Annotated in this window: 16 protein-coding genes; 6 read left to right on the top strand and 10 right to left on the bottom strand. The window is 72.4% G+C overall.

The annotated features are described in order from the left end of the window. Positions 1–49: 49 nt before the first annotated feature. The 4 genes from mmsA to iolC form a co-directional block, all read right to left on the bottom strand. Complete coding sequence (gene mmsA, locus ACIO92_RS21065) at positions 50–1,561, bottom strand: CoA-acylating methylmalonate-semialdehyde dehydrogenase (RefSeq protein ID WP_366441172.1); 1,512 nt, start codon at positions 1,559–1,561, stop codon at positions 50–52. Positions 1,562–1,575: 14 nt separating this feature from the next. Further along, complete coding sequence (gene iolD / locus ACIO92_RS21070; protein ID WP_402282865.1) at positions 1,576–3,435, bottom strand: 3D-(3,5/4)-trihydroxycyclohexane-1,2-dione acylhydrolase (decyclizing); 1,860 nt, start codon at positions 3,433–3,435, stop codon at positions 1,576–1,578. Beyond that, positions 3,432–4,226: a 5-deoxy-glucuronate isomerase gene (gene iolB, locus ACIO92_RS21075; protein WP_366441196.1), complete on the bottom strand. Its 795-nt coding sequence runs from the start codon at positions 4,224–4,226 to the stop codon at positions 3,432–3,434. The genes iolD and iolB overlap by 4 nt, the downstream gene beginning before the upstream one ends. 363 nt (positions 4,227–4,589) lie before the next feature. Then, on the bottom strand, positions 4,590–5,792 hold the full coding sequence (gene iolC / locus ACIO92_RS21080; RefSeq protein ID WP_402282884.1) for a 5-dehydro-2-deoxygluconokinase: 1,203 nt from the start codon (positions 5,790–5,792) through the stop codon (positions 4,590–4,592). Positions 5,793–5,999: 207 nt separating this feature from the next. On the opposite strand from iolC, the gene ACIO92_RS21085 reads away from it, so the two are divergent. Together ACIO92_RS21085 and ACIO92_RS21090 are read left to right on the top strand one after the other, a co-directional pair. Beyond that, on the top strand, positions 6,000–6,917 hold the full coding sequence (locus ACIO92_RS21085) for a sugar phosphate isomerase/epimerase family protein (RefSeq protein WP_402282864.1): 918 nt from the start codon (positions 6,000–6,002) through the stop codon (positions 6,915–6,917). 269 nt (positions 6,918–7,186) lie between these two features. Then, positions 7,187–7,384, top strand: coding sequence for a MarR family transcriptional regulator (locus ACIO92_RS21090; RefSeq protein WP_351782377.1), 198 nt, complete (start codon positions 7,187–7,189; stop codon positions 7,382–7,384). 91 nt (positions 7,385–7,475) lie between these two features. On the opposite strand, the gene ACIO92_RS21095 is transcribed toward ACIO92_RS21090, so the two are convergent. Further along, the gene (locus tag ACIO92_RS21095) at positions 7,476–8,819 is read right to left on the bottom strand and encodes a tachylectin-related carbohydrate-binding protein (RefSeq protein ID WP_366441169.1); all 1,344 of its coding nucleotides are present in this window, start codon (positions 8,817–8,819) and stop codon (positions 7,476–7,478) included. A gap of 20 nt (positions 8,820–8,839) precedes the next feature. Further along, on the bottom strand, positions 8,840–11,110 hold the full coding sequence (locus ACIO92_RS21100) for an MMPL family transporter (RefSeq protein ID WP_401237341.1): 2,271 nt from the start codon (positions 11,108–11,110) through the stop codon (positions 8,840–8,842). A 164-nt stretch (positions 11,111–11,274) separates the two neighbouring features. Between ACIO92_RS21100 and ACIO92_RS21105 the strand changes: the two genes are divergently transcribed. Further along, entirely contained in the window at positions 11,275–11,940 is a 666-nt protein-coding gene (locus ACIO92_RS21105; RefSeq protein WP_402282861.1) for a TetR/AcrR family transcriptional regulator, read from the top strand. Between the two features lie 144 nt (positions 11,941–12,084). Here ACIO92_RS21105 and ACIO92_RS21110 read toward each other — a convergent pair whose 3' ends face one another. After that, the gene (locus ACIO92_RS21110; RefSeq protein ID WP_402282859.1) at positions 12,085–13,080 is read right to left on the bottom strand and encodes a cation:proton antiporter; all 996 of its coding nucleotides are present in this window, start codon (positions 13,078–13,080) and stop codon (positions 12,085–12,087) included. Positions 13,081–13,144: 64 nt separating this feature from the next. Here ACIO92_RS21110 and ACIO92_RS21115 point away from each other — a divergent pair, with 64 nt between their 5' ends. From ACIO92_RS21115 to ACIO92_RS21125, 3 genes are all read left to right on the top strand, one after another. After that, a complete protein-coding gene (locus ACIO92_RS21115) occupies positions 13,145–14,098 on the top strand; it encodes a PrsW family intramembrane metalloprotease (RefSeq protein ID WP_401237339.1) in 954 nt (317 codons plus the stop codon). Positions 14,099–14,145: 47 nt separating this feature from the next. Next, the gene (locus ACIO92_RS21120; RefSeq protein WP_366441165.1) at positions 14,146–14,370 is read left to right on the top strand and encodes a heavy metal-associated domain-containing protein; all 225 of its coding nucleotides are present in this window, start codon (positions 14,146–14,148) and stop codon (positions 14,368–14,370) included. Positions 14,371–14,442: 72 nt separating this feature from the next. After that, positions 14,443–16,677 (top strand): heavy metal translocating P-type ATPase, encoded by a 2,235-nt coding sequence (locus ACIO92_RS21125; protein ID WP_402282856.1) that lies wholly within the window; start codon positions 14,443–14,445, stop codon positions 16,675–16,677. A gap of 490 nt (positions 16,678–17,167) precedes the next feature. Here ACIO92_RS21125 and ACIO92_RS21130 read toward each other — a convergent pair whose 3' ends face one another. The 3 genes from ACIO92_RS21130 to ACIO92_RS21140 all read right to left on the bottom strand — a co-directional run bounded on the left by ACIO92_RS21130 (position 17,168) and on the right by ACIO92_RS21140 (position 21,203). After that, complete coding sequence (locus ACIO92_RS21130) at positions 17,168–18,457, bottom strand: citrate synthase (RefSeq protein ID WP_351782392.1); 1,290 nt, start codon at positions 18,455–18,457, stop codon at positions 17,168–17,170. A 178-nt stretch (positions 18,458–18,635) separates the two neighbouring features. Further along, a complete protein-coding gene (locus ACIO92_RS21135) occupies positions 18,636–20,867 on the bottom strand; it encodes an ATP-dependent RecD-like DNA helicase (protein WP_402282854.1) in 2,232 nt (743 codons plus the stop codon). 54 nt (positions 20,868–20,921) lie between these two features. Next, positions 20,922–21,203 (bottom strand): hypothetical protein, encoded by a 282-nt coding sequence (locus tag ACIO92_RS21140; RefSeq protein WP_366441163.1) that lies wholly within the window; start codon positions 21,201–21,203, stop codon positions 20,922–20,924. Positions 21,204–21,443: the final 240 nt, after the last annotated feature.

Here is a 21,443-nt window from a genome sequence, read left to right on the forward strand (position 1 = left end):
CCGGGGCGCGGTCGTTCGCGTCTCGGGGGCCCGGTCCGCCCGGGGTGGATCAGTGGTTGCGGGGGAAGCCCAGGTCGACGCCCGACGGGGCGTCGGACGGGTCCGGCCAGCGGGTGGTGACGACCTTGCCTCGGGTGTAGAAGTGCACGCCGTCGGTGCCGTAGATGTGGTGGTCGCCGAAGAGCGAGTCCTTCCAGCCACCGAACGAGTGGTAGCCGACGGGGACCGGGATCGGCACGTTGACGCCGACCATGCCCGCCTCGACCTCCAGCTGGAAGCGGCGGGCGGCGCCGCCGTCACGGGTGAAGATCGCGGTGCCGTTGCCGAACCGCGAGGCGTTGATGAGGGCGAGGCCCTCCTCGTACGTGTCGGCGCGCAGCACGCAGAGCACCGGGCCGAAGATCTCGTCCTGGTAGGCGGCGGCCGTGGTCGGCACGTGGTCCAGGAGGGACAGGCCGATCCAGTGGCCGTTCTCGTGGCCCTCGACCGTGTAGCCGGTGCCGTCGAGGACGACCTCGCAGCCCTCGGCCGCCGCGCCGGTGACGTAGGAGGCGACCTTGTCGCGGTGGACGGCCGTGATGAGCGGGCCCATCTCGGAGGTGGGGTCGTTGCCGGGGCCGATCTTGATCTGCTCGGCGCGCTCGCGGATCTTGCCCACCAGCTCGTCGCCGATGGAGCCGACGGCGACGACCGCGGAGATCGCCATGCAGCGCTCACCGGCGGAGCCGTACGCCGCCGAGACGGCCGCGTCGGCCGCCGCGTCGAGGTCGGCGTCCGGGAGGACCAGCATGTGGTTCTTCGCGCCGCCGAGCGCCTGGACGCGCTTGCCGTTGGCGGAGGCCGTGGTGTGGATGTGACGGGCGATCGGGGTCGAGCCCACGAAGGAGATCGCGGCGACGTCCGGGTGCTCAAGGAGGCGGTCCACGGAGACCTTGTCACCGTTCAGGACGTTGAAGACACCGTCCGGGAGACCCGCCTCGGCGAACAGCTCGGCGAGCTTGAGGGCCGTCGAGGGGTCCTTCTCGCTCGGCTTGAGGACGAAGGTGTTGCCGGTCGCGATGGCGATCGGGAACATCCACATCGGGACCATGGCCGGGAAGTTGAAGGGCGTGATGCCCGCGACGACACCCACCGGCTGGCGGATCGAGGCCACGTCCACGCGGTTGGCGACCTGGGTGGACAGCTCGCCCTTGAGCTGGGTGGTGATGCCGCAGGCCAGGTCGACGATCTCCAGACCGCGGGCGACCTCGCCGAGGGCGTCGGAGTGGACCTTGCCGTGCTCGGCGACGATCAGCTCGGCGATGGCGTCCCGGTTGGCGTCGAGCAGCGCGCGGAACTTGAAGAGGATCGTGGTGCGCTGGGCGAGCGAGGAGGTGCCCCAGGTCGCGAAGGCGTCCTTGGCGGCGCCGACGGCGGCGTCCACCTCCTCGACGGAGGCGAGGGCGACACGGGTGGTCACGGCGCCGGTGGCCGGGTCGGTGACCGGGCCCCAGTTGCCCGACGTGCCCTCGACGGTCTTGCCACCGATCCAGTGGTTGACGGTCTTGACGGTGTTCGTCATGACGAAATGCTCCTTCAGAGATGGCGGCGTCGGGCGGTGACGTGCCGGTCGTACTCCTCCCGGGCCTTGACCGCCGACGGGCGGGTCGAGGTCTCGGCCACGGGCACATCCCACCACGCCTGGGCCGGGGGCGGGCCCGACACAGTGTCGGGCGTTTCGGTCTCGACGTAGACACATGTGGGAACCGTCGCCGCCCGCGCGTCCGCGAGGGCTTCTCGCAGGTCACGCACGGTGCGGGGGCGGAGCACCCGCATCCCGAGGGAGGCCGCGTTGGCACCGAGATCGACGGGGAGCGGGGGTCCGGTGAAGCCGCCGTCGGCGTCCCGGTGGCGGTAGTCGGTGCCGTACCGCTCGGCCCCGACGGACTCGGAGAGCCCGCCGATGGAGGCGTAGCCGTGGTTCTGGAGGACGATCAGCCGCAGCGGCAGGCGTTCCTGCACGGCGGTGACGATTTCGGTGGGGTTCATCAGATACGTACCGTCGCCGACGAGGGCCCAGACGGGCCGGTCGGGCGCGGCGAGCAGGACGCCGAGGGCGGCGGGGATCTCGTAGCCCATGCAGGAGTAGCCGTACTCGACGTGGTACTGGTCGGACGAACGGCTCCGCCACAGCCGGTGGAGGTCGCCGGGGAGCGATCCGGCGGCGTTGACCAGGATGTCGCGGGCGTCGACCAGAGTGTCGAGTACGCCGAGGACCTGGGTCTGGGTGGGGCGGGCGTTCTCGTCGGGGACCGCGTAGGCGGCGTCGACGCGTTCCTGCCAGCGCCGCTTGGAGAAGGTCCACCGGACGAGGTCCTGGCGGTGGTCGCCGAGCGCCTCGGTGAGGGCGGTGAGGCCCTCCCGGGCGTCGGCGACGAGCGGCCGGGCGCCGAGCTTGTGGGCGTCGAAGGAGGCGATGTTGAGGTTGAGGAAGCGGGTGCCGTCCCGGAAGAGGGTGCCGGACGCGGTGGTGAAGTCGGTGTAGCGGGTGCCGACGCCGATGACCAGGTCGCTGGTGCCGGCGAGTTCGTTGCCGGTGGCGCTGCCGGTGTGGCCGATGCCGCCCGCCTCGCAGCGGTGGTCGTACGGCAGGACGCCCTTGCCCGCCTGGGTGGTGACGACGGGCAGGTCGGCCCGCTCGGCGAGGATCCGCAGCGCCTCCTCGGCACGGCTGTGCCTCACCCCTCCCCCGGCGACCACCAGCGGACGCCGGGCGGTCCTGATCGCCCGTACGGCGGCGTCGAGTTCGGCCGTGTCGGGGCGGGGGCGGCGGACGTACCAGATCCGTTCGGCGAAGAACTCCTCCGGCCAGTCGTACGCCTCCGCCTGGACGTCCTGGGGCAGCGCGAGCGTCACCGCGCCGGTCTCCACGGGGTCGCTGAGGACCCGGACGGCGGCGAGGGCGGCGGGGATCAGGGCCTCGGGGCGGCCGACCCGGTCGAAGTACTTCGAGACGGGGCGGAGGCAGTCGTTGACCGAGACGTCTCCCGCGTACGGGACTTCGAGCTGCTGGAGCACCGGGTCGGCGGGGCGGCCCGCGAAGGTGTCGCCGGGCAGCAGCAGCACGGGGAGGTGGTTGACGGTGGCGAGGGCGGCGCCGGTGACGAGGTTGGTGGCGCCGGGACCGATGGAGGTGGTGACGGCGTGCGCGGAGAGCCGGTTCGACTGGCGGGCGTAGCCGACGGCGGCGTGCACCATGGCCTGCTCGTTGCGGCCCTGGTGGAAGGGCATGAGCCGGGGGTCCTCGACGAGTGCCTGGCCGATCCCGGCGACGTTCCCGTGGCCGAAGATGCCCCAGGTGGCGGTGATCAGACGCTGCCGGACGCCGTCGCGTTCGGTGTGCTGGGCGGCGAGGAAGCGGATCAGCGCCTGGGCGACGGTCAGCCGGATGGTCATGCGTATCCCTCGGTGTGGTCCGGGTGGAAGCTGATCCGCCAGGCGCGCTCGGCGCCGGGGCCCGCCATGACGTTGAGGTAGTACAGGGCGTGGCCCGGCTGGGCGACGGAGGGGCCGTGCCAGCCGTCCGGCACCAGGACGACGTCGCCGTCGGCGACTTCGGCGAGGAGATCGGCGCCGCCGGGCCGGGAGGGCGAGATCCGCTGGTAGGCGAGGCCGTGGGGGCCCTCGATCTCGTAGTAGTAGATCTCTTCGAGGACGGACTCGGTGCCGGGGCGGTGCTCGTCGTGCTTGTGCGGCGGGTAGGAGGACCAGTTGCCGCCGGGGGTGACGACCTCGACGGCGATGAGCCGGTCGCAGGCGAAGGCGTCGGCGGAGCCGAAGTTCCGCACCTCGCGGGCGCGGTTGCCGCTGCCCCGGGTCTCGACGGGAACCTCCGGCGCGGGGCCGTAGCGGGCGGGGAGTCGTCGCTCGCACTTCGCTCCTGCCAAAGCGAAGCGGCCTCCCGCGCCGGAGGCGATCTGGGCGTGGGCGTCGCGCGGTACGTAGACGAAGTCGGTCACTCCGTCGAACACGCCGGTGCGGCCCTGGAGTTCGAAGATCTCTCCGTCGACGCGCACGCTACAGGCCCCGGAGAGGGGAAGCACGGCCCATTCACAATCCCCGCTCTCGAACGAGTGGATCCCGCCAGGCCCGAGGGTGAGGACGCGCAGGGCGGAGTACTCCCATCCGGCCCGCGCGGGATCGACGTCGACGGCGTACGGCCCCCGGGCGGCGGTCCCGGCGGGCAGATGGAGCGAGGGGAACGACCCGTGGGCCGGTACGGGGGCGGGGCCCGCGGCACCGCCCGGACCGGGGGCGGGGGCGGAGGTGGCACGCGGACCGGGGGCGGAGCCGGGGCCGGGGGCGGGACGCGGACCAGGGGCGGAGCCGGGACCTGCGGCGCGGGCGGGGCTCGAACCAGGTCTCGGGGCGGTGCCGGTGCCGGGGCCGGGACTCGGCCGAGAGGCGGGGCCGGGGGCTGCGGCACGACCCGGCCCGGCGCTCGCGCCGGGGCGCGCGCCAGGGCTGGGATCGGGGATCGGACCGCTGATCGGACCGGGGCTCCGACCAGGATTCGGTTCGGCGTTCGGCTCAGGAAGCATGGCGCATCCCTACCCCTTCCCCGCGATCGTCCCCGCGCCGGAGTCCGCGCCGGTCTCCGCGCCGGAGTCCGGTGTCGCGGGCGTACGGGTTCCCCCGCTCGGCCGCGACACCGGAGCCGTGGCCGGGTCCGTACGGTCGGCGACCGGGCGCCCGGGGAACGGGCCCGGGGCGGTGGCGGGGTCCGCGCCCGCGCGAGGGGCCGGGTCCGAGCCCTGGTCCGAGTCCACGTCCGAGCCCCGGTCCCGGTCCCGGTCCCGGTCCCGGTCCCGTCCGAGCGTGCCCGTGCCCGTCGTCAGCGCCTCGGTGATCTCGGGGGCGTACGGCATCGCCGACGAGCAGGCGAGACGGCCCGCGACGATCGCCCCGGCGGCGTTGGCCCGGCGCAGGACGGTCCCGATGTCCAGACCGGCCAGCAGCCCGTCCACGAGCGCCCCGCCGAACGCGTCGCCCGCGCCGAGCCCGTTGACGACCTCCACCGGCAGCGGCGGGACCTCCGCGCCGGTCCCGTCGGCGGCGAGCGCGAGGACTCCCCCCGGGCCCTGCTTCACCACGGCCAGCCGCAGCGCCCCGCCCGCCGCGTCGAACAGCGCGCGGGCCGCCGCCCGGGGGTCGCGCTCCCCGGTCGCCACCTCGCACTCGTCGAGGTTGCCGACGGCGACGGTGGCGTGCCGCAGCGCCTCGGCGTAGTGGGGCCGGGCCTCCGCCGGGTCCGCCCAGAACATCGGCCGCCAGTCCAGGTCGAGGACGGTCACCTCGCGGCCGGATCTGGCCCGTAGCGCCGCGAGGGTCGCGGTCCGGCTCGGCTCGGCGCACAGGCCGGTGCCGGTGGCCCAGAAGACCCGGGCGGCGCGGATCGCGTCGAGGTCCAGCGCGTCCGCGCGGATCTCCAGATCGGGGGCCTTGGGGCGCCGGTAGAAGTACAGCGGGAAGTCGTCGGGCGGGAACAGCTCGCAGAAGGTGACGGGCGTCGGGTGCTCCGCGGCCTCGGTCACCCAGCGGTCGTCCACCCCGAACTCCCGCAGCGCCCGGTGGAGATAGACGCCGAAGGGGTCGGCCCCGGTACGGGAGACGAGGGCGGTGCGGCGGCCGAGCCGGGCGGCGGCCACGGCCACGTTGGCCGGGGAACCGCCGAGGAACTTGGCGAAGGTCTCGGCCCGGTCGAGGCCCACCCCCGTCTGGAGCGGGTAGAGGTCCACGCCCAGGCGGCCCATCGTGATCAGGTCGTACGGCTCCGACTCCACCCGCGCCACCTCTCGCGTCCGGCTTTCCGTCCCGGTCCGGCCCTCCCGGGTCCAGTCGTCCCAGGTCTAGCCGTCCGCCGGGAGGCGTGTCAACGATATGTCCGGACATTCGGACGACGTGACGGACCGGGTCCGCCTCCTTGACGGTGCTCAGGGGCCCCGGTCAAGGTGGCGGACATGACGAAGCCGTCCCCGCAGTCGTCGCCGTCCCGCATCCGGATCGGGTCCGCCCCGGACTCCTGGGGGGTGTGGTTCTCCGACGATCCCCGCCAGGTGCCCTGGCAGCGTTTCCTCGACGAGGTGTCCGGCGCGGGGTACGGGTGGATCGAACTGGGCCCGTACGGCTATCTGCCGACCGATCCGGCCGTCCTGGCCGAGGAGACCGCGCGGCGCGGTCTGCGGGTCTCGGCGGGAACGGTCTTCACCGGGCTCCACCAGGGGCCGGACGTCTGGGAGCGGACGTGGGCGCACGTCGCCGAGAACGCCGCCCTCGCGCAGGCCGTCGGCGCGGGCCATCTGGTGGTCATCCCGTCGTTCTGGCGGGACGACCGCACCGGCGAGGTCCTGGAGGACCGGACGCTCACGGCGGGCCAGTGGCGGGACCTGACCCGGCTCACCGAACGGCTGGGCCGGGAGGTCCGCGAGCGGTACGGGCTGCGGATCGTGGTCCACCCGCACGCCGACACCCATCTCGACGGCGAGGAGAGCGTGAGCAGGTTCCTCGACGCCACCGACCCGGACGCGGTCGCGCTCTGCCTGGACACCGGGCACTACGCCTACGCGGGCGGCGACAGCGTCAAGCTGATCGAGACCTACGGCGAGCGGATCGGCTATCTGCACCTCAAGCAGGTGGATCCGGAGATCCTGGCCGGGGTGGTGGCCGAGGGGGTGCCGTTCGGGCCCGCGGTGGCCCGGGGCGTGATGTGCGAGCCGCCGTCCGGGGTGCCCGCCCTGGAACCGGTGCTCGCCGCCGCGGCGGCCCTGGACGTCGACCTGTTCGCGATCGTCGAACAGGACATGTACCCCTGCGAGCCGGACACGCCCTATCCGATCGCCCTGCGCACCCGGGACTTCCTCCGCTCCTGCGGGGTGTGACGCCCCGCCGGGCCTCCTGCTTCCCGGCCCCTGTCCGGGAGCGAGGACACGCCGGGGTCCGGTTGCTCCTTTTCCGTCACGCGCGTCCGCTCTTCGTCACACATGTCTCCATTACGCGGGTCTTCCGTCACAGACGCTCTACAGCCGGGCCCCTCCTGCCCGGGGAACCGTTGCAGGGGGCACAGGCTCAGTGATCGCCAACGCACGTCCGCAGCGCCTCCGAACGGCACCCCCGCCGCCGCTGCGCGGCGCGCAGGGAGGTACCAGGCATGACGGACAGAAGGCTCTGGTCGTACAAGGACATCGCCGCACACATCCGGGTGCAGCCGGACACGGTCCGCTCCTACCGGAAGCACGGACTCCTTCCCGCTCCCGACCTCGTCGAGTCGGGCAAGCCCTACTGGTACGCGGACACGATCCGCTCCTGGGTCGCCAGCCGCCCCGGCAACCGGGGCCGCCGCGACTGACCCCGTGCGGACGGCGCCGGGCCCGGAGTTCCTCCCGGGCCCGGCGTCACCACGTGGGGGGGGGGGACGGGGAGCGCCTCGTCCCGGCGCCTCAGAAGATCAGGTCGTAGATGTTCCAGCCGTTGCCGACCGGGGTGCGGACCGGCCCCGGCACGATGGCATCGCTCTTGCGGACCCCCTGGTAGAGCCAGAGCTTGCCGCTCCGGTCCCGGGCCACGACATCATCGAAGTAGTCACGCGGTCCGAGGTCGGCCGTGCCCGCGACGGCCGTGTAGATGTTCCAGCCGCCGCCGACCTTGAAGGGCCACCGGAAGGGGTAGCCCTCGGGGCCCAGGGGGCCGTCGCTGGTCTCGTCGTACTTCCAGAGGACACCGGCCTTGTCCCGCGCCAGCGGCCCGCCCCCGTAGCCGATCACGCTGTTGTAGATGTTCCAGCCGCCGCCGACCTTCTTGCGGGGGATGAACGGGACCCTGCCGCTTTGGTCCCGCTCGTAGTTCCACAGGACGCCGCTCTTGTCCCGGGCGACCAGGGCGCCGTTGCTCCGGCCGACCAGCGAGGTGTAGATGTCCCACCCGGCGCCGACGCGGACCCTCGGCGCGAAGGGTGCTTCGGGGTTGTTCGTGCCCTTGTAGTACCAGAGGACACCCGCCTTGTCCCGGGCCACGAGCTCCCCCGTGCCGTCTCCCCGGGGACTGATGATCGGGACGACCGCCGTGTAGACGTTCCAGCCGCCTCCCACCTTCTTGCGGGGGAAGAAGGGCCGGTCGGTGTGGCCGGTGCCGTCGTACCGCCAGAGCACGCCGTTCTTGTCACGGGCGTGCAGGGCCCCGATGTACCGCCCTTCCGGGGTACCGAGGCCGAAGTCGAGACCGGCGGTGCCCGTCGCCACCACGGCGCCGGTGGAGTCCTTCAGCTGCACCGGGGCGTCGAGGGGACCGACCCACGCCTGGTCCGAGGAGGTGTCGATGGTGACCTGGTAGGTGAGGGTCGGCGCGGCCTCCGTGACCGGCAGCTTCAGCCGTACCGGGTACGGGTAGTCCTCGCCGTCGAGCCACGGCGGGTCCCATTCGCAGGTCGAGAACGCCCCGCCGTTGACCGCGCAGGTGGAGTGCAGCGCCGCCGCCAGCCGGTGCGGGCTGGGACCGGCGGGCGGGAAGGACCGCACGGGCAGGCCGATGTCGGCCCGCACCGGGCCGGTGACCCCGGCCGGCAGCGTGACCTTGAGCCGCAGGGTGACCGGCCCCTCGATGCCCGCCGGGACTCTGAGGCGGCCCCCCTCCTGGACGACCGTGCCCACTTCGGCCGCCGATGCCGGCACGGCGGTCGATGCCGTGCGGGCCACCGGGGCGGCGGCGGCCACCCCTCCCCCTATCGACGAGGTCAAGCCGACGACGAGTGTCGTCGCCAGGACCAAGGTCGCTCGTGTGCGCTCCACAATTCCCCCTGATGTTCTTCTCAAGCACGCGACGAAGCGGCTTCCCGCCGCTTCTCGTACACCCCTTGGACATCCGGGGCCGGGGAATGGTTGCGCCCGTCCGACTCACTGATTCCGAAGCGGTCGTGGAAGCGGCGCAGCGGGCCGGGGGCCCACCAGGTGAGGCGGCCGGTGAGCTTCATGACGGCGGGGACGAGGAGGCTGCGGACCACCATGGCGTCCATGAGGACGGCGAGGGCCACGCCGAGGCCGAGCATCTTGGTGTTGGTGACCCGGGAGGTCCCTATCGCGACCATGACGACGGCGAGGATGACGGCGGCGGCGGTGATGAGCCCGCCGGTGCGGCTCAGTCCGAAGCGGATGGAGTGCTCGTGGTCGCCGGTGGCGTCGTACTCCTCCTTGACGCGGGAGAGCAGGAACACCCCGTAGTCCATGGAGAGTCCGAAGGCGACGCAGAACATGAGGACGGGCAGGGTGGTCTCTATGTCGCCGGTCGGGGTGAAGCCGAGGAGTCCGGCGAGGTGTCCGTCCTGGAAGACCCAGACGACCGCGCCGAACATCGCGGTGAGGCTGAGCGCGTTGAGGACGACGGCCTGGACGGGGACGAGGACGCTTCCGGTGAGCAGGAAGACCAGCAGCAGGGTGACGACCACGATGATGCCCGCCGCCCAGGGCAGCCGCTCGGCGAGGGCGTCCTTGGAGTCGACGAGGGCGGCGGCCTGTCCGGTCACGGAGGTGTCGAACGGGGCCGGTGCGGCGCGCAGTTCGGCCACGGTCCGCTGGGCCCCGGCCCCGACGCCCTCCCCTTCGGGCACGACGGTGAAGAAGGCGTGTCCCGGGCCCGCCGTCACGGGTCCCTCGGCCCGTGCGACCCCGTCGAGGGCGGCGATCCGCTCGCGGTAGGCGGTGTACTGCGCGGGGGTGGCAGGGCCCTCGGCGAGGACGGTGAGTCCGCCGCCCGGGTTCCCCGGGAAGCCGTGCCGCAGTTCGTCCTGGACGATCCGGGAGGAGGCGGTGGCGGGGAGCTGGCGGTCGTCGGCGGTGCCGAACTCCACGCCGAGGAAGGGCAGTCCGAGGAGGACGAGTCCGGCGGTGGTGAGGACGGCGAAGACCGGTGCCCTGCGCATCACGAGCGCGGCGGTCCGTGCCCAGCCCGCGCCCTCCGCGCTCCGCCCCGGGGCGTCCGGGCGGGGCGCGCGGCCCCGGCGCAGGAGGCGTCGCAGGTCCAGTGCGTTCACCCGGTCGCCGAGCAGCACCAGGGCCGCCGGGAGCAGGGCGAGCGCGGCGACCGCCGCGAGCAGGACGACCGCGATCCCCGCGTACGCGAAGGAGCGCAGGAAGTACTGCGGGAAGACGAGCATCGCGGAGAGCGAGGCGGCGACGGTCAGGGCGGAGAAGAGGACGGTCCGTCCCGCGGTGCGCAGGGTGGCGCGGACGGCGGTGCGCGGGTCGGCGCCCGTGGCCAGTTCCTCGCGGTGGCGGCGGACGATGAACAGGGCGTAGTCGATGGCGAGTCCGAGGCCGAGGGCGGTCGTCAGGTTCTGCGCGAAGACGGAGACGTCGGTGAACTCGGTGATGCCGCGCAGGACGGCGTTGGCACCCAGGATGGCGACGATGCCGACGCCGAGCGGGAGGAGGGCGGCGACGGCGCTGCCGAAGACCATGACGAGCAGGACGAGGGTGAGCGGCAGGGCGATGAGCTCGGCCCGCAGCAGGTCCTCCTCGATGGTCTTCTGCATCTCGTGGCGGACCGCGAGCCCGCCGCCGAGGGAGACCTCGACCGGCCCGTGGGTACCCCGGTAGGAGGGGGCGATCCGGTCGAGCACGGCGGCGGCGGCCTTCTCCTCGCCGCCGATCCTGGCGGCGATCACGGCCTTCCGGCCGTCCTCGGAGCGGAGGGCGGGCGAGCCGGTGGACCAGTAGGAGCCGACGCCTTCGACGCCCGGCTCGGCGTCGAGCCGGGCGGCGAGCCCACGGGCCTCGGCGGCGGCGGCCGGGGCGTCGACGCCCTCGGGTCCGGCGTCCACGAGGAGCAGCAGATTGGGCTGGGAACCGGGGAAGCGGTCTTCCAGGACCCCGGTCGCGTAGGTGGATTCGGCGGCCGGGTCCTCCCAGCCCCCGCTGCCCATCCGGTCGGCGACGCCGCTGCCCGCGAGGACGGCGAGGGCCGTCAGGACGAGGGCCACCAGGAGCGTGAGCCGTGGGCGTACGGTGACGAACCTCGTCCATCCCCCGGCCTCCGGGCCCCGCCCCGGCCCGCCCCCGCGCGCTGTTTTCTTGACTTCGGCCATGACGAGGTGTCCCCTTCACCTGACCCGTGCACTCGCTTCCGGGCAGGTCACACAGGTCACCCGTTGCCATAGACTGGCAAACACGAGCGACCGCTCGCGTTCCCCCAAGAATGCGAGCGACCACTCGTGTTTGTCAATCGCGTTGAGGAAAGCTGGGGACAGCCATGTCCGAGGACGTGCCCGACGACCTGTCCGGAGGCAGCTCCGGAGAACCGCGACCGCGCCGCCGCCAGGCACGCGGCGAGCGCCGTATCGCCCAGTTGCTCCAGGCCGCCGCGAACGCCTTCTGCGCCAACGGCTACACGGCGACCAGCACCAACGCGATCGCCCGTGAGGCCCGGGTCTCGCCCGGCACGCTCTACCAGTACTTCCCGAACAAGGAAGCCATCGCGATCGAGCTCGGCGGGCTCCTCCTGCACCGGATGCGCGAGGCCCACGGCCAGGCGTTCACCCCGGAGAACCTCGACCTGCCGCTGCCCGCGCTGATCGACGCGGTGATCGACCCCATGGTCGAGTTCAACTGCGCCAACCCGGCCTTCCTCGCCCTGATGCACGGCTCCGAGGTCCCCGGCCGCATCGCCGAGGAGCACGACGAGCTGCACGACTCGCTGCTCTCCCGCGCCCGCGAGTTCATCGCCCACAAGGCCCCCCGCCTTCCCGTGGACGAGCAGACCCGGATCGCCGCCATGTCCTTCTCCGTGGTCAAGGGCGGCCTGGCGCTGGTCCTCGCCTCCCCCGAGGGCCCCGAGCGGGACGCGACGATCGCCGAGCTGAAGAAGGTCCTCCTGCGCTATCTGGCCCCGGTGGCCGAGTCCTCGCCCACACCCTGACCCGGCGAGGCGGGCGGGACGCCGGGGGCGGCCCGGCGGAGAAGACCCCGCCGGAGAAGACCCCGGCGGAGAAGGCCGACGGAGAAGACCCGACCCGCCGCCCGGCCCCTCACCCAGCCCCCTCACTCAGCCCCTCCCACCCCCTCACCACGCCTCCGAGCCCCCGCCCCGGTCGGCGGGCAGCGCCTCCTTCCCCGCCTCCGCCCGCGCCTTCAGGGCGAACAGCGGGAAGAGGAGCACCGAGAACATTCCCGCCCCGACCAGCGCCGCCGCCTCGCCCGCCGTCATCGTCCCGTCGTCCACCCCGATGGTGGTGATGGCGACGACGAGCGGCAGCGCGGTGGAGCCGTACAGGACGAGCCCGCCCCGGTCCTTCAGGCCGAGGTCGCGCGGGGCCAGGAACCAGATCGGCCCGCCGCGCACCACGAGGAACAGCAGCAGGAAGACCGGCAGCAGGAGCAGGCTCCGGCCGCCGTCGAGCAGCGAGCCGAGATCGAACTCGATCCCGGTGACGACGAAGAAGACGGGCACGAGGAAGCCGAAGCCGACCGCCTCGACCTTCTCCAGGATCTGCGGCCCGTACGCGGGCGCCGCCCCGGCCAGCACGAGCCGGGTGATCAGTCCCGCCGCGAAGGCGCCGAGCAGCACGTCGAGCCCGAGGGCCTCCGAGGCGCCCAGCATCAGGGCGAGCAGCAGGAAGACGAACCGCACCGCGAACTGGCCGCTGCTGTGCAGGGTCCTGGCGATCACCCGGGAGAACCACGGCGGGCGGGGCCGCAGCGCCCACAGCACGGCCCCCGCGGTGAGCGCGGCGAAGACCGCGAGGAGCACGGTCGACTCGCCCGCGCCGCGCCCGCTGAGCAGCAGCGCCATCGCGATGATCGGGCCGAACTCGCCGACCGCGCCGAAGGCCATGACGACGGTGAGGAAGATCAGCATGGTGAGGCCGAGTTCCGAGAGTCCGTCGACGAGTTCGCTCGGGCGGGCCCAGTCGAGGACGGCGGGGCCGACGAGGATGCCGAGCAGGATCTCGAAGATGGCGAGGGGGACGGGGAGCCTGCGGCTGACCCCGTAGGCGAGCAGCGGCGCCAGGACGGCGATCGCCATGATCAGGACGAGCGTGGTCCCCGAATGCGACATATCGGGTGTTTACCATAGGCTCCGGTCAGACGGACCGCAGGCGGAGGGACTTGGAGGATTTCCCGTGCACGACTACCCGCCCGGCACACGCACACCGGCACCCGCGCCGCCGCCCCCGGCGGCGCCCCCCGTCCCGCCACCGCGCCCCGGCCTGTGGAAGCGCTGCCTCTGGGGCGGTCTGGCGCTCTGGGTGCTGACGGCGATCGTCACCTACGTCACCGAGAACACCACCCTTCTCCCCACCCTCATCCTGCTCGGCAGTTTCCTCGTCCCGGCGGTCTTCGTGCTCTGGGCGTACGAGCGGCACGGCCGGGACCTCGGGGTGCCGGTGATCCTGGGCTGCTGCGTCACCGGCGGCGTCCTGGGGGTGCTGGGCGCCTCGGTCATGGAGTACTACCTGCTCCACCCGTCCCTGTGGATGTTCGTCGGGGTGGGCCTGATCGAGGAGGCCGTGAAGCTGGCGGCGCTGATGTTCGTGCTGCGCCACCGCCCCGGAGTGCGGGGCGTCCGCGCCGGGCTCGTGCTCGGCGGCGCGGTCGGCTTCGGCTTCGCCGCCTTCGAGAGCGCCGGGTACGCGTTCAACGCCGCCGTCACCATGGACGGCATCGACCTGCGCTCGCTCCTGGAGACGGAGATCCTGCGCGGGCTGCTCGCCCCCTTCGGGCACGGCCTGTGGACGGCGATCGCGGGCGGGGTCCTGCTGGCCCACCGCCGCCCCGACGGCCGCTTCCGCTTCGCGGGCCCGGTCATCGGGACGTACCTCGGCGTGGCGGCGCTGCACGCGCTCTGGGACTCGATGCACGGCATCGCGCTCTGGCTGGTGCTCCAGCTGACCACCACCGGCCTGGACCGCTCGCTCTTCGCGCAGGGGTACATCCCCCGGCCCACGGCCCAGCAGGAACACCTCTTCACCCTGTTCTCGGTGGGCGGTCTCGTCCTGGTGACCCTGGCCGGACTCCTCTGGCTGAGATCGCTGGCGCGGTCCGAACGGGACCCTGGTGGAATTTATACCCCCTAGGGGTATAATCTGGCGATGTACGGACCTGAACCCACGAGGAGATCCCGATGTCCGCAGAGACGCAGACCGAGCTGACCACCGCCTACCAGGTCAAGGGCATGACCTGCGGCCACTGCGAAGGCGCCGTCACCGGTGAGATCTCCGCACTGCCGGGCGTCTCCTCCGTCACCGCCGTCGCCGCCACCGGAGAGGTCACCGTCGTGTCCGTCGCCCCCCTCGACGTGGAGGCCGTCCGCGCCGCCGTCGACGAGGCCGGGTACGAGCTGGTCTGACCCCGCACCGCCGCCGTCCCCCCGGGGCCGTACCGTCACCGGGTACGGCCCCGCTCCCGTTGGGAATCGCCCATGACGACGTCCACGACCACCGAGCTGACGATCGGCGGCATGACCTGTGCCTCCTGCGCCGCCCGCGTCGAGAAGAAGCTCAACCGGATCGACGGGGTGACCGCCACGGTCAACTACGCCACCGAGAAGGCCCGCGTCGAACATCCGCCGGACATCGGGGTCGACGAGCTGATCGCCACCGTCGAGAGGACCGGCTACACCGCCGAGGAACCCCCGCCGCCGGAGCCCGCGCCCACCGCCGGGGCCGGGTCCGGTGACGGGTCCGGGTCCGGTGACGCGGACACGCGGGACCCCGAGCTCGCCGCCCTCCGGCAGCGCCTCACCGTCTCCGCGCTCCTCTCCGCCCCCGTCGTCCTTCTCGCCATGGTCCCCGCGCTCCAGTTCGACGACTGGCAGTGGCTCTCCCTGACCCTCGCCGCCCCCGTCGTCGTCTGGGGCGGCCTGCCCTTCCACCGGGCCGCCTGGACCAACCTCCGGCACGGCGCCGCCACCATGGACACCCTGGTCTCCATCGGCACCCTCGCCGCCTTCGGCTGGTCCCTCTGGGCCCTCTTCCTCGGCGACGCGGGCGAGCCCGGGATGCGGCACGGCTTCGACCTCACCGTCGACCACTCCACCGGCTCCTCCGCGATCTATCTGGAGGTCGCGGCGGGCGTCATCACCTTCATCCTGCTCGGCCGCTGTCTGGAGGCCCGCGCCAAGCGCAAGGCGGGCGCGGCGCTGCGGGCCCTGATGGAACTCGGCGCCAAGGACGTCGCCGTCCTCCGCGACGGCACCGAGGTACGCGTACCGGTCACCGAGCTGCGGACCGGCGACCTCTTCGTCGTACGCCCCGGGGAGAAGATCGCCACCGACGGGACCGTCGCCGAGGGCTCCTCCGCCGTCGACGCCTCCCTCCTCACCGGCGAGTCCCTGCCCCTCGACGTCACCGAGGGCGACACCGTCACCGGCGGCTGCGTCAACGTCTCCGGGCGGCTCGTCGTCCGCGCCACCCGCGTCGGCGCCGACACCCGGCTCGCCCGGATGGCGAGGCTCGTGGAGGACGCCCAGAACGGCAAGGCCGAGGTCCAGCGGCTCGCCGACCGGATATCCGCCGTCTTCGTCCCCGTCGTCCTGCTCATCGCCCTCGGCACCCTCGTCACCTGGCTGCTCGTCACCGACGACCCCACGGCCGCCTTCACCGCCGCCGTCGCCGTCCTGATCATCGCCTGCCCCTGCGCCCTCGGCCTCGCCACGCCCACCGCCCTCCTCGTGGGCACCGGCCGGGGCGCCCAGCTCGGCATCCTCATCAAGGGTCCCGAAGTCCTGGAGTCCACCAGCCGGATCGACACGATCGTCCTCGACAAGACCGGCACCGTCACCACCGGCCGGATGTCCCTGACGGACCTCCACGTGTACGAGGACGCGGGCACCGACGAGGACACCCTCCTGCGTCTCGCCGGGGCCCTCGAAGACGCCTCCGAGCACCCGGTGGCCCGCGCCGTCGCCGCCGGGGCCGCCGAACGCCTCGGCCCCCTGCCCACCCCCAAGTCCTTCGAGAACGTCCCCGGGCTCGGCGTCCGGGGCTCCGTCGACGGCCGTCTCGTCCTCGTCGGACGCGCCGCCCTGCTCACCGCCGAGGGCGTCGAGGTCCCGGAACGGACCGGCCCCGGCGCCGTCCACGTCGCCTGGGACGGGATCGCCCGGGGCACCCTGACCGTCGCCGACACCGTCAAGGACACCAGCGCCGAGGCGGTCACCCGGCTGCGCGCGCTCGGACTGCGCCCGGTGCTGCTCACCGGCGACCACCGGGCGGCGGCCGAGGCCGTGGCCGCCGAGGTCGGCATCGACGAGGTGATCGCGGAGGTCCTGCCCGAGGAGAAGGCCGGGGTGGTCCGGCGGCTCCAGGAGGAGGGCCGGACCGTCGCCATGGTCGGCGACGGCGTCAACGACGCGGCGGCCCTCGCCACCGCCGACCTGGGCCTGGCCATGGGAACGGGCACCGACGCGGCCATCGAGGCCGGCGATCTGACCCTGGTACGGGGGGACCTGCGGGTCGCGGCCGACGCGATCCGGCTCTCCCGCCGGACCCTCGCCACCATCAAGGGCAACCTCGGATGGGCCTTCGGCTACAACGTGGCGGCGCTGCCGCTCGCCGCGGCCGGACTGCTCAACCCGATGATCGCGGGCCTCGCCATGGCCTTTTCGTCCGTCTTCGTCGTCTCCAACAGCCTGCGGCTGCGCAGGTTCATGTGATTTCACCTACGTGTGACGCACAGGACCTTCACAACGAGACCTAGATCACAGATATTGGGGGGTAACCATCTGGGCTGTTCGCGAGTCTAAGTGGGCGATGCCGAAGAACGTCTTGGGGGACGTTCGGTGGGACGTCTTGGGGGATGTCCCACAGGCAAGCTGTTGGCCGGGGCACGTGCACCGGGGAGCTTTGAGCGGCCCTCCCGTACGTACCCCGGCAGACCGCGTCGCGCCCGACCCGCGTAGCCTCTGCTGACACGCAGACGCCCGGCCCGGATCCCGTGGGGGGAATCCGCTCCGGGACATGGGAAGCGCCCCGCTCGTCGACCCGTGGGGGGATCGACGGCGCGGGGCGCTTCTCTTTTTCGTCCGGCCCGGCCCACCCGCCGGGGCGCTTCGGCCGGTGGCGGGCGGGGGCGGGACGCGGACGCGCCCCGCCGGCCTGCCTGGCCGCGGGGCGCGTCGCTCACCTCAGGGGGGGAGGTCCCGTTCAGCGGGCCTCGACCGGGACGAAGTCGCGCAGGACCTCACCGGTGTAGATCTGGCGCGGGCGGCCGATGCGGGAACCCGGCTCCTTGATCATCTCGTGCCACTGGGCGATCCAGCCCGGCAGGCGGCCGAGCGCGAACAGCACGGTGAACATCTCCGTCGGGAAGCCCATCGCGCGGTAGATCAGACCCGTGTAGAAGTCCACGTTCGGGTAGAGGTTGCGCGAGACGAAGTACTCGTCGGAGAGCGCGTGCTCCTCCAGCTTCAGCGCGATGTCCAGCAGCTCGTCGGACTTGCCGAGGGCCGACAGGACATCGTGCGCCGCCGCCTTGATGATCTTGGCGCGCGGGTCGAAGGACTTGTACACCCGGTGGCCGAAGCCCATCAGGCGGACGCCGTCCTCCTTGTTCTTCACCTTGCGGATGAAGGAGTCGACATCGCCGCCGTTGGCCTGGATGCCTTCCAGCATCTCCAGGACCGACTGGTTGGCGCCGCCGTGCAGGGGGCCCCAGAGGGCCGAGATGCCCGCGGAGATCGAGGCGAACATGTTCGCCTGCGAGGAGCCGACCAGACGCACGGTGGACGTCGAGCAGTTCTGCTCGTGGTCCGCGTGCAGGATGAGCAGCTTGTCGAGGGCGGCGACGACGACCGGGTCCAGGTCGTACTCCTGCGCCGGCACCGAGAAGGTCATCCGCAGGAAGTTCTCGACGTAGCCGAGGTCGTTGCGCGGGTAGACGAACGGGTGACCGATCGACTTCTTGTACGCGTACGCGGCGATCGTCGGCAGCTTCGCGAGCAGCCGGATCGTGGAGAGGTGGCGCTGCTCCTCGTCGAACGGGTTGTGGCTGTCCTGGTAGAAGGTGGACAGCGCGGAGACCACCGAGGACAGCATCGCCATCGGGTGGGCGTCCCGGGGGAACCCACGGAAGAAGTTCTTGACGTCCTCGTGGACCAGCGTGTGCTGCGTGATCTCGTTCTTGAAGGTCGCCAGCTCGTCGACCTTCGGCAGATCGCCGTTGATCAGCAGGTACGCCACCTCAAGGAAGGTGGAGCGCTCGGCCAGCTGCTCGATCGGGTAACCGCGGTACCGGAGGATCCCCTGCTCTCCGTCGAGATAGGTGATCGCGGATTTATAGGCGGCGGTGTTGCCGTATCCGCTGTCCAGGGTGACCAGACCGGTCTGGGCTCGGAGTTTCCCGATGTCGAAGCCCTTGTCACCGACGGTGCTCTCGACCACCGGGTAGGTGTATTCACCGTCCGCGTACCGCAGTACTACAGAGTTGTCGCTCACGTCATCCCTCACCGACGTAGTGCCTCTTTTCGAGGTGCCCTGACTGTCTCTACCATCCCCCATTTGGCTCAGGAGAGTGCACTCGGGGTCGACCATTGGGCCAATTGGCGGCACTCAGTGCCGCCAACCTTCACATCCTGCCCCGTTCGCCCCGGTTCCGGAAGCCCTCCGTGATCTTTCACACCAGGGCGCCACCTGTGAGCCGGTGGGCCAGTGCGGTAAAGCGCCGCCCCGCCGAGACCGTACGGACCGCCTGGGCGATGGCCCGGCGCGAACCGACGAGGACGACGAGCTTCCGGGCCCGCGTCACGGCCGTGTAGAGCAGGTTCCGCTGAAGCATCATCCAGGCACTCATGGTGACCGGAATGACCACCGCCGGATACTCGCTGCCCTGCGAGCGGTGGATGGTGACCGCGTACGCGTGGGCGAGTTCGTCCAGCTCGTCGAAGTCGTACGGCACCTCCTCGTCCTCGTCCGTGCGCACGGTCAGCCGCTGCTCGTCGGCGTCCAGGGCCGTGACGACGCCGACCGTACCGTTGAAGACCCCGTTGGCCCCCTTCTCATAGTTGTTGCGAATCTGGGTGACCTTGTCGCCGACCCGGAAGACCCGGCCGCCGAAGCGCTTCTCCGGAAGGTCCGGACGGGCCGGGGTGATCGCCTGCTGGAGCAGCCCGTTGAGCGCGCCCGCGCCCGCCGGACCCCGGTGCATGGGGGCCAGGACCTGGATGTCCCGGCGCGGGTCGAGGCCGAACTTGGCCGGAATGCGCCGGGCCGCGACCTCGACGGCGACCCTGGCGGCGTCCTCCGTCTCCTCCTCCGCGAAGAGGAAGAAGTCCGGCAGTCCGGTGGTCTGCGGCGGGGTGCCCGCGTTGATCCGGTGCGCGTTGAGCACCACCCCGGACTCCCGGGCCTGCCGGAAGATCCGGGTCAGCCGCACCGCCGGTACGGGGCTCCCGGGGGCGAGCAGATCCCCCAGGACCTCCCCGGCACCGACCGAGGGGAGCTGGTCCACGTCCCCCACGAGCAGCAGATGGGCACCCGGTGCCACCGCCTTGGCCAGCTTGTTCGCCAGGAGCAGGTCGAGCATGGAGGCTTCGTCCACCACCACCAGATCGGCGTCGAGCGGCCGGTCCCGGTCGTAGGCCGCGTCCCCGCCCGGCTTCAGCTCCAGGAGCCGGTGGACCGTGGACGCCTCGGCGCCGGTCAGCTCGGCGAGCCGCTTGGCCGCCCGGCCGGTGGGCGCGGCGAGGACGACCTTGGCCTTCCTCGCGCGGGCCAGCTCCACCACGGACCGGACCGTGAAGGACTTGCCGCAGCCGGGCCCGCCGGTGAGGACGGCGACCTTCTGGGTCAGGGCGAGCCGTACCGCCTCCTCCTGCTCGGGGGCGAGGGAGGCCCCGGTGCGGTCGGCGAGCCAGCCGAGGGCCTTGTCCCAGGCCACGTCCCGGAAGCCCGGCATCCGGTCCTCCTCGGCTCGCAGCAGCCGCCGCAGCTGCCCGGCGAGGGACAGCTCGGCCCGGTGGAAGGGGATCAGGTACACGGCGGTGACGGGCGTCCCCTCCGGGCCCGGCACGGTCTCCCGTACGACCCCCTCGGGGTCCTCGGCCAGCTCGGCGAGGCACTCGATGACGAGCCCGGTGTCCACCTGGAGGAGCTTCACGGCGTCGGCGATCAGCCGCTCCTCGGGCAGGAAGCAGTGGCCCTGGTCGCTGGACTGCGACAGGGCGTACTGGAGCCCGGCCTTGACCCGGTCGGGGCTGTCGTGGGGGATGCCGACGGCCTGGGCGATCTTGTCGGCGGTGAGGAAGCCGATGCCCCACACGTCGGCGGCGAGCCGGTAGGGCTGGTTCCGCACGACGGAGATGGAGGCGTCCCCGTACTTCTTGTAGATGCGGACCGCGATGGACGTGGAGACGCCGACGCCCTGGAGGAAGACCATGACCTCCTTGATGGCCTTCTGCTCCTCCCAGGCGGCGGTGATGTTCTTCGTCCGCTTGGGGCCCAGGCCCGGCACCTCGATCAGCCGGGCCGGGGCCTCCTCCAGGACGTCGAGGGTGTCGAGCCCGAAGTGCTGGGTGATGCGGTCGGCGAAGACCGGCCCGATGCCCTTGACCAGACCGGAGCCGAGATAGCGGCGGATGCCCTGGATGGTGGCGGGCAGCACCGTCGTGTAGTTGTCGACGGTGAACTGCTTGCCGTACTGCGGATGGGAGCCCCAGCGGCCCTCCATCCGCAGCGACTCCCCCGGCTGCGCGCCGAGCAGCGAACCGACCACGGTGAGCAGGTCCCCGGCCCCGCGCCCGGTGTCGACGCGGGCGACCGTGTACCCGTTCTCCTCGTTGGCGTAGGTGATGCGCTCCAGCACCCCTTCGAGCACCGCCGGCCCCGGACCACGACCCTCATTGGACATGCCCCGACGGTAGCGAAGGGCTCGGACAGTGCGGCGGCCCGCCTGTCCGGATCGTCAGCGCTCCCGCCGTACGAGCTGTCCTCCCCGGCTGTCCGCGACCCGTTTCACGTCTCTCAGCGCCCCGGTCAGGCAGCGCGCGAGGTAGCGCAGTTCACCGCTGGACGCCCGGCTGTCCGCGAGCAGTTCGGCGGCGTGGGCGAGGAGGTCACCGGCCATCCCGAGCTGGAGGGCCTCGATGTCGTCGGCGAGCCGGGTCACCCTGCCGGTGCCGTCGGACACCAGGTAGCAGGGGCGGCCGTCCTCCCCCGTCCAGGGCAGCAGCCGTCCGGCGTTCACCAGATCACCCCGGACGGGAGCACCGGTGGCGTACGGAGCTCCGCTCCCGGCCGGGGGATCCCGAGAAGGCCCCTGACCGGGCCCTGGACGTACACGCAGGAGTACGGGTGGGCGGCCCGGGACGGGACCGGCCGGAGGCACGCCGCCCTCCATCGGGAGGGACGGAGGCACCGGGCGAGCGCCTCCGTCAGCTGTGCGAGGCGAGAGGACATGGGGACCCGCTTTCGTCGCTTTGTGTGT

The sequence above is a fragment of the Streptomyces sp. NPDC087215 genome (genome assembly GCF_044744885.1).
GTDB lineage: Bacteria > Actinomycetota > Actinomycetes > Streptomycetales > Streptomycetaceae > Streptomyces.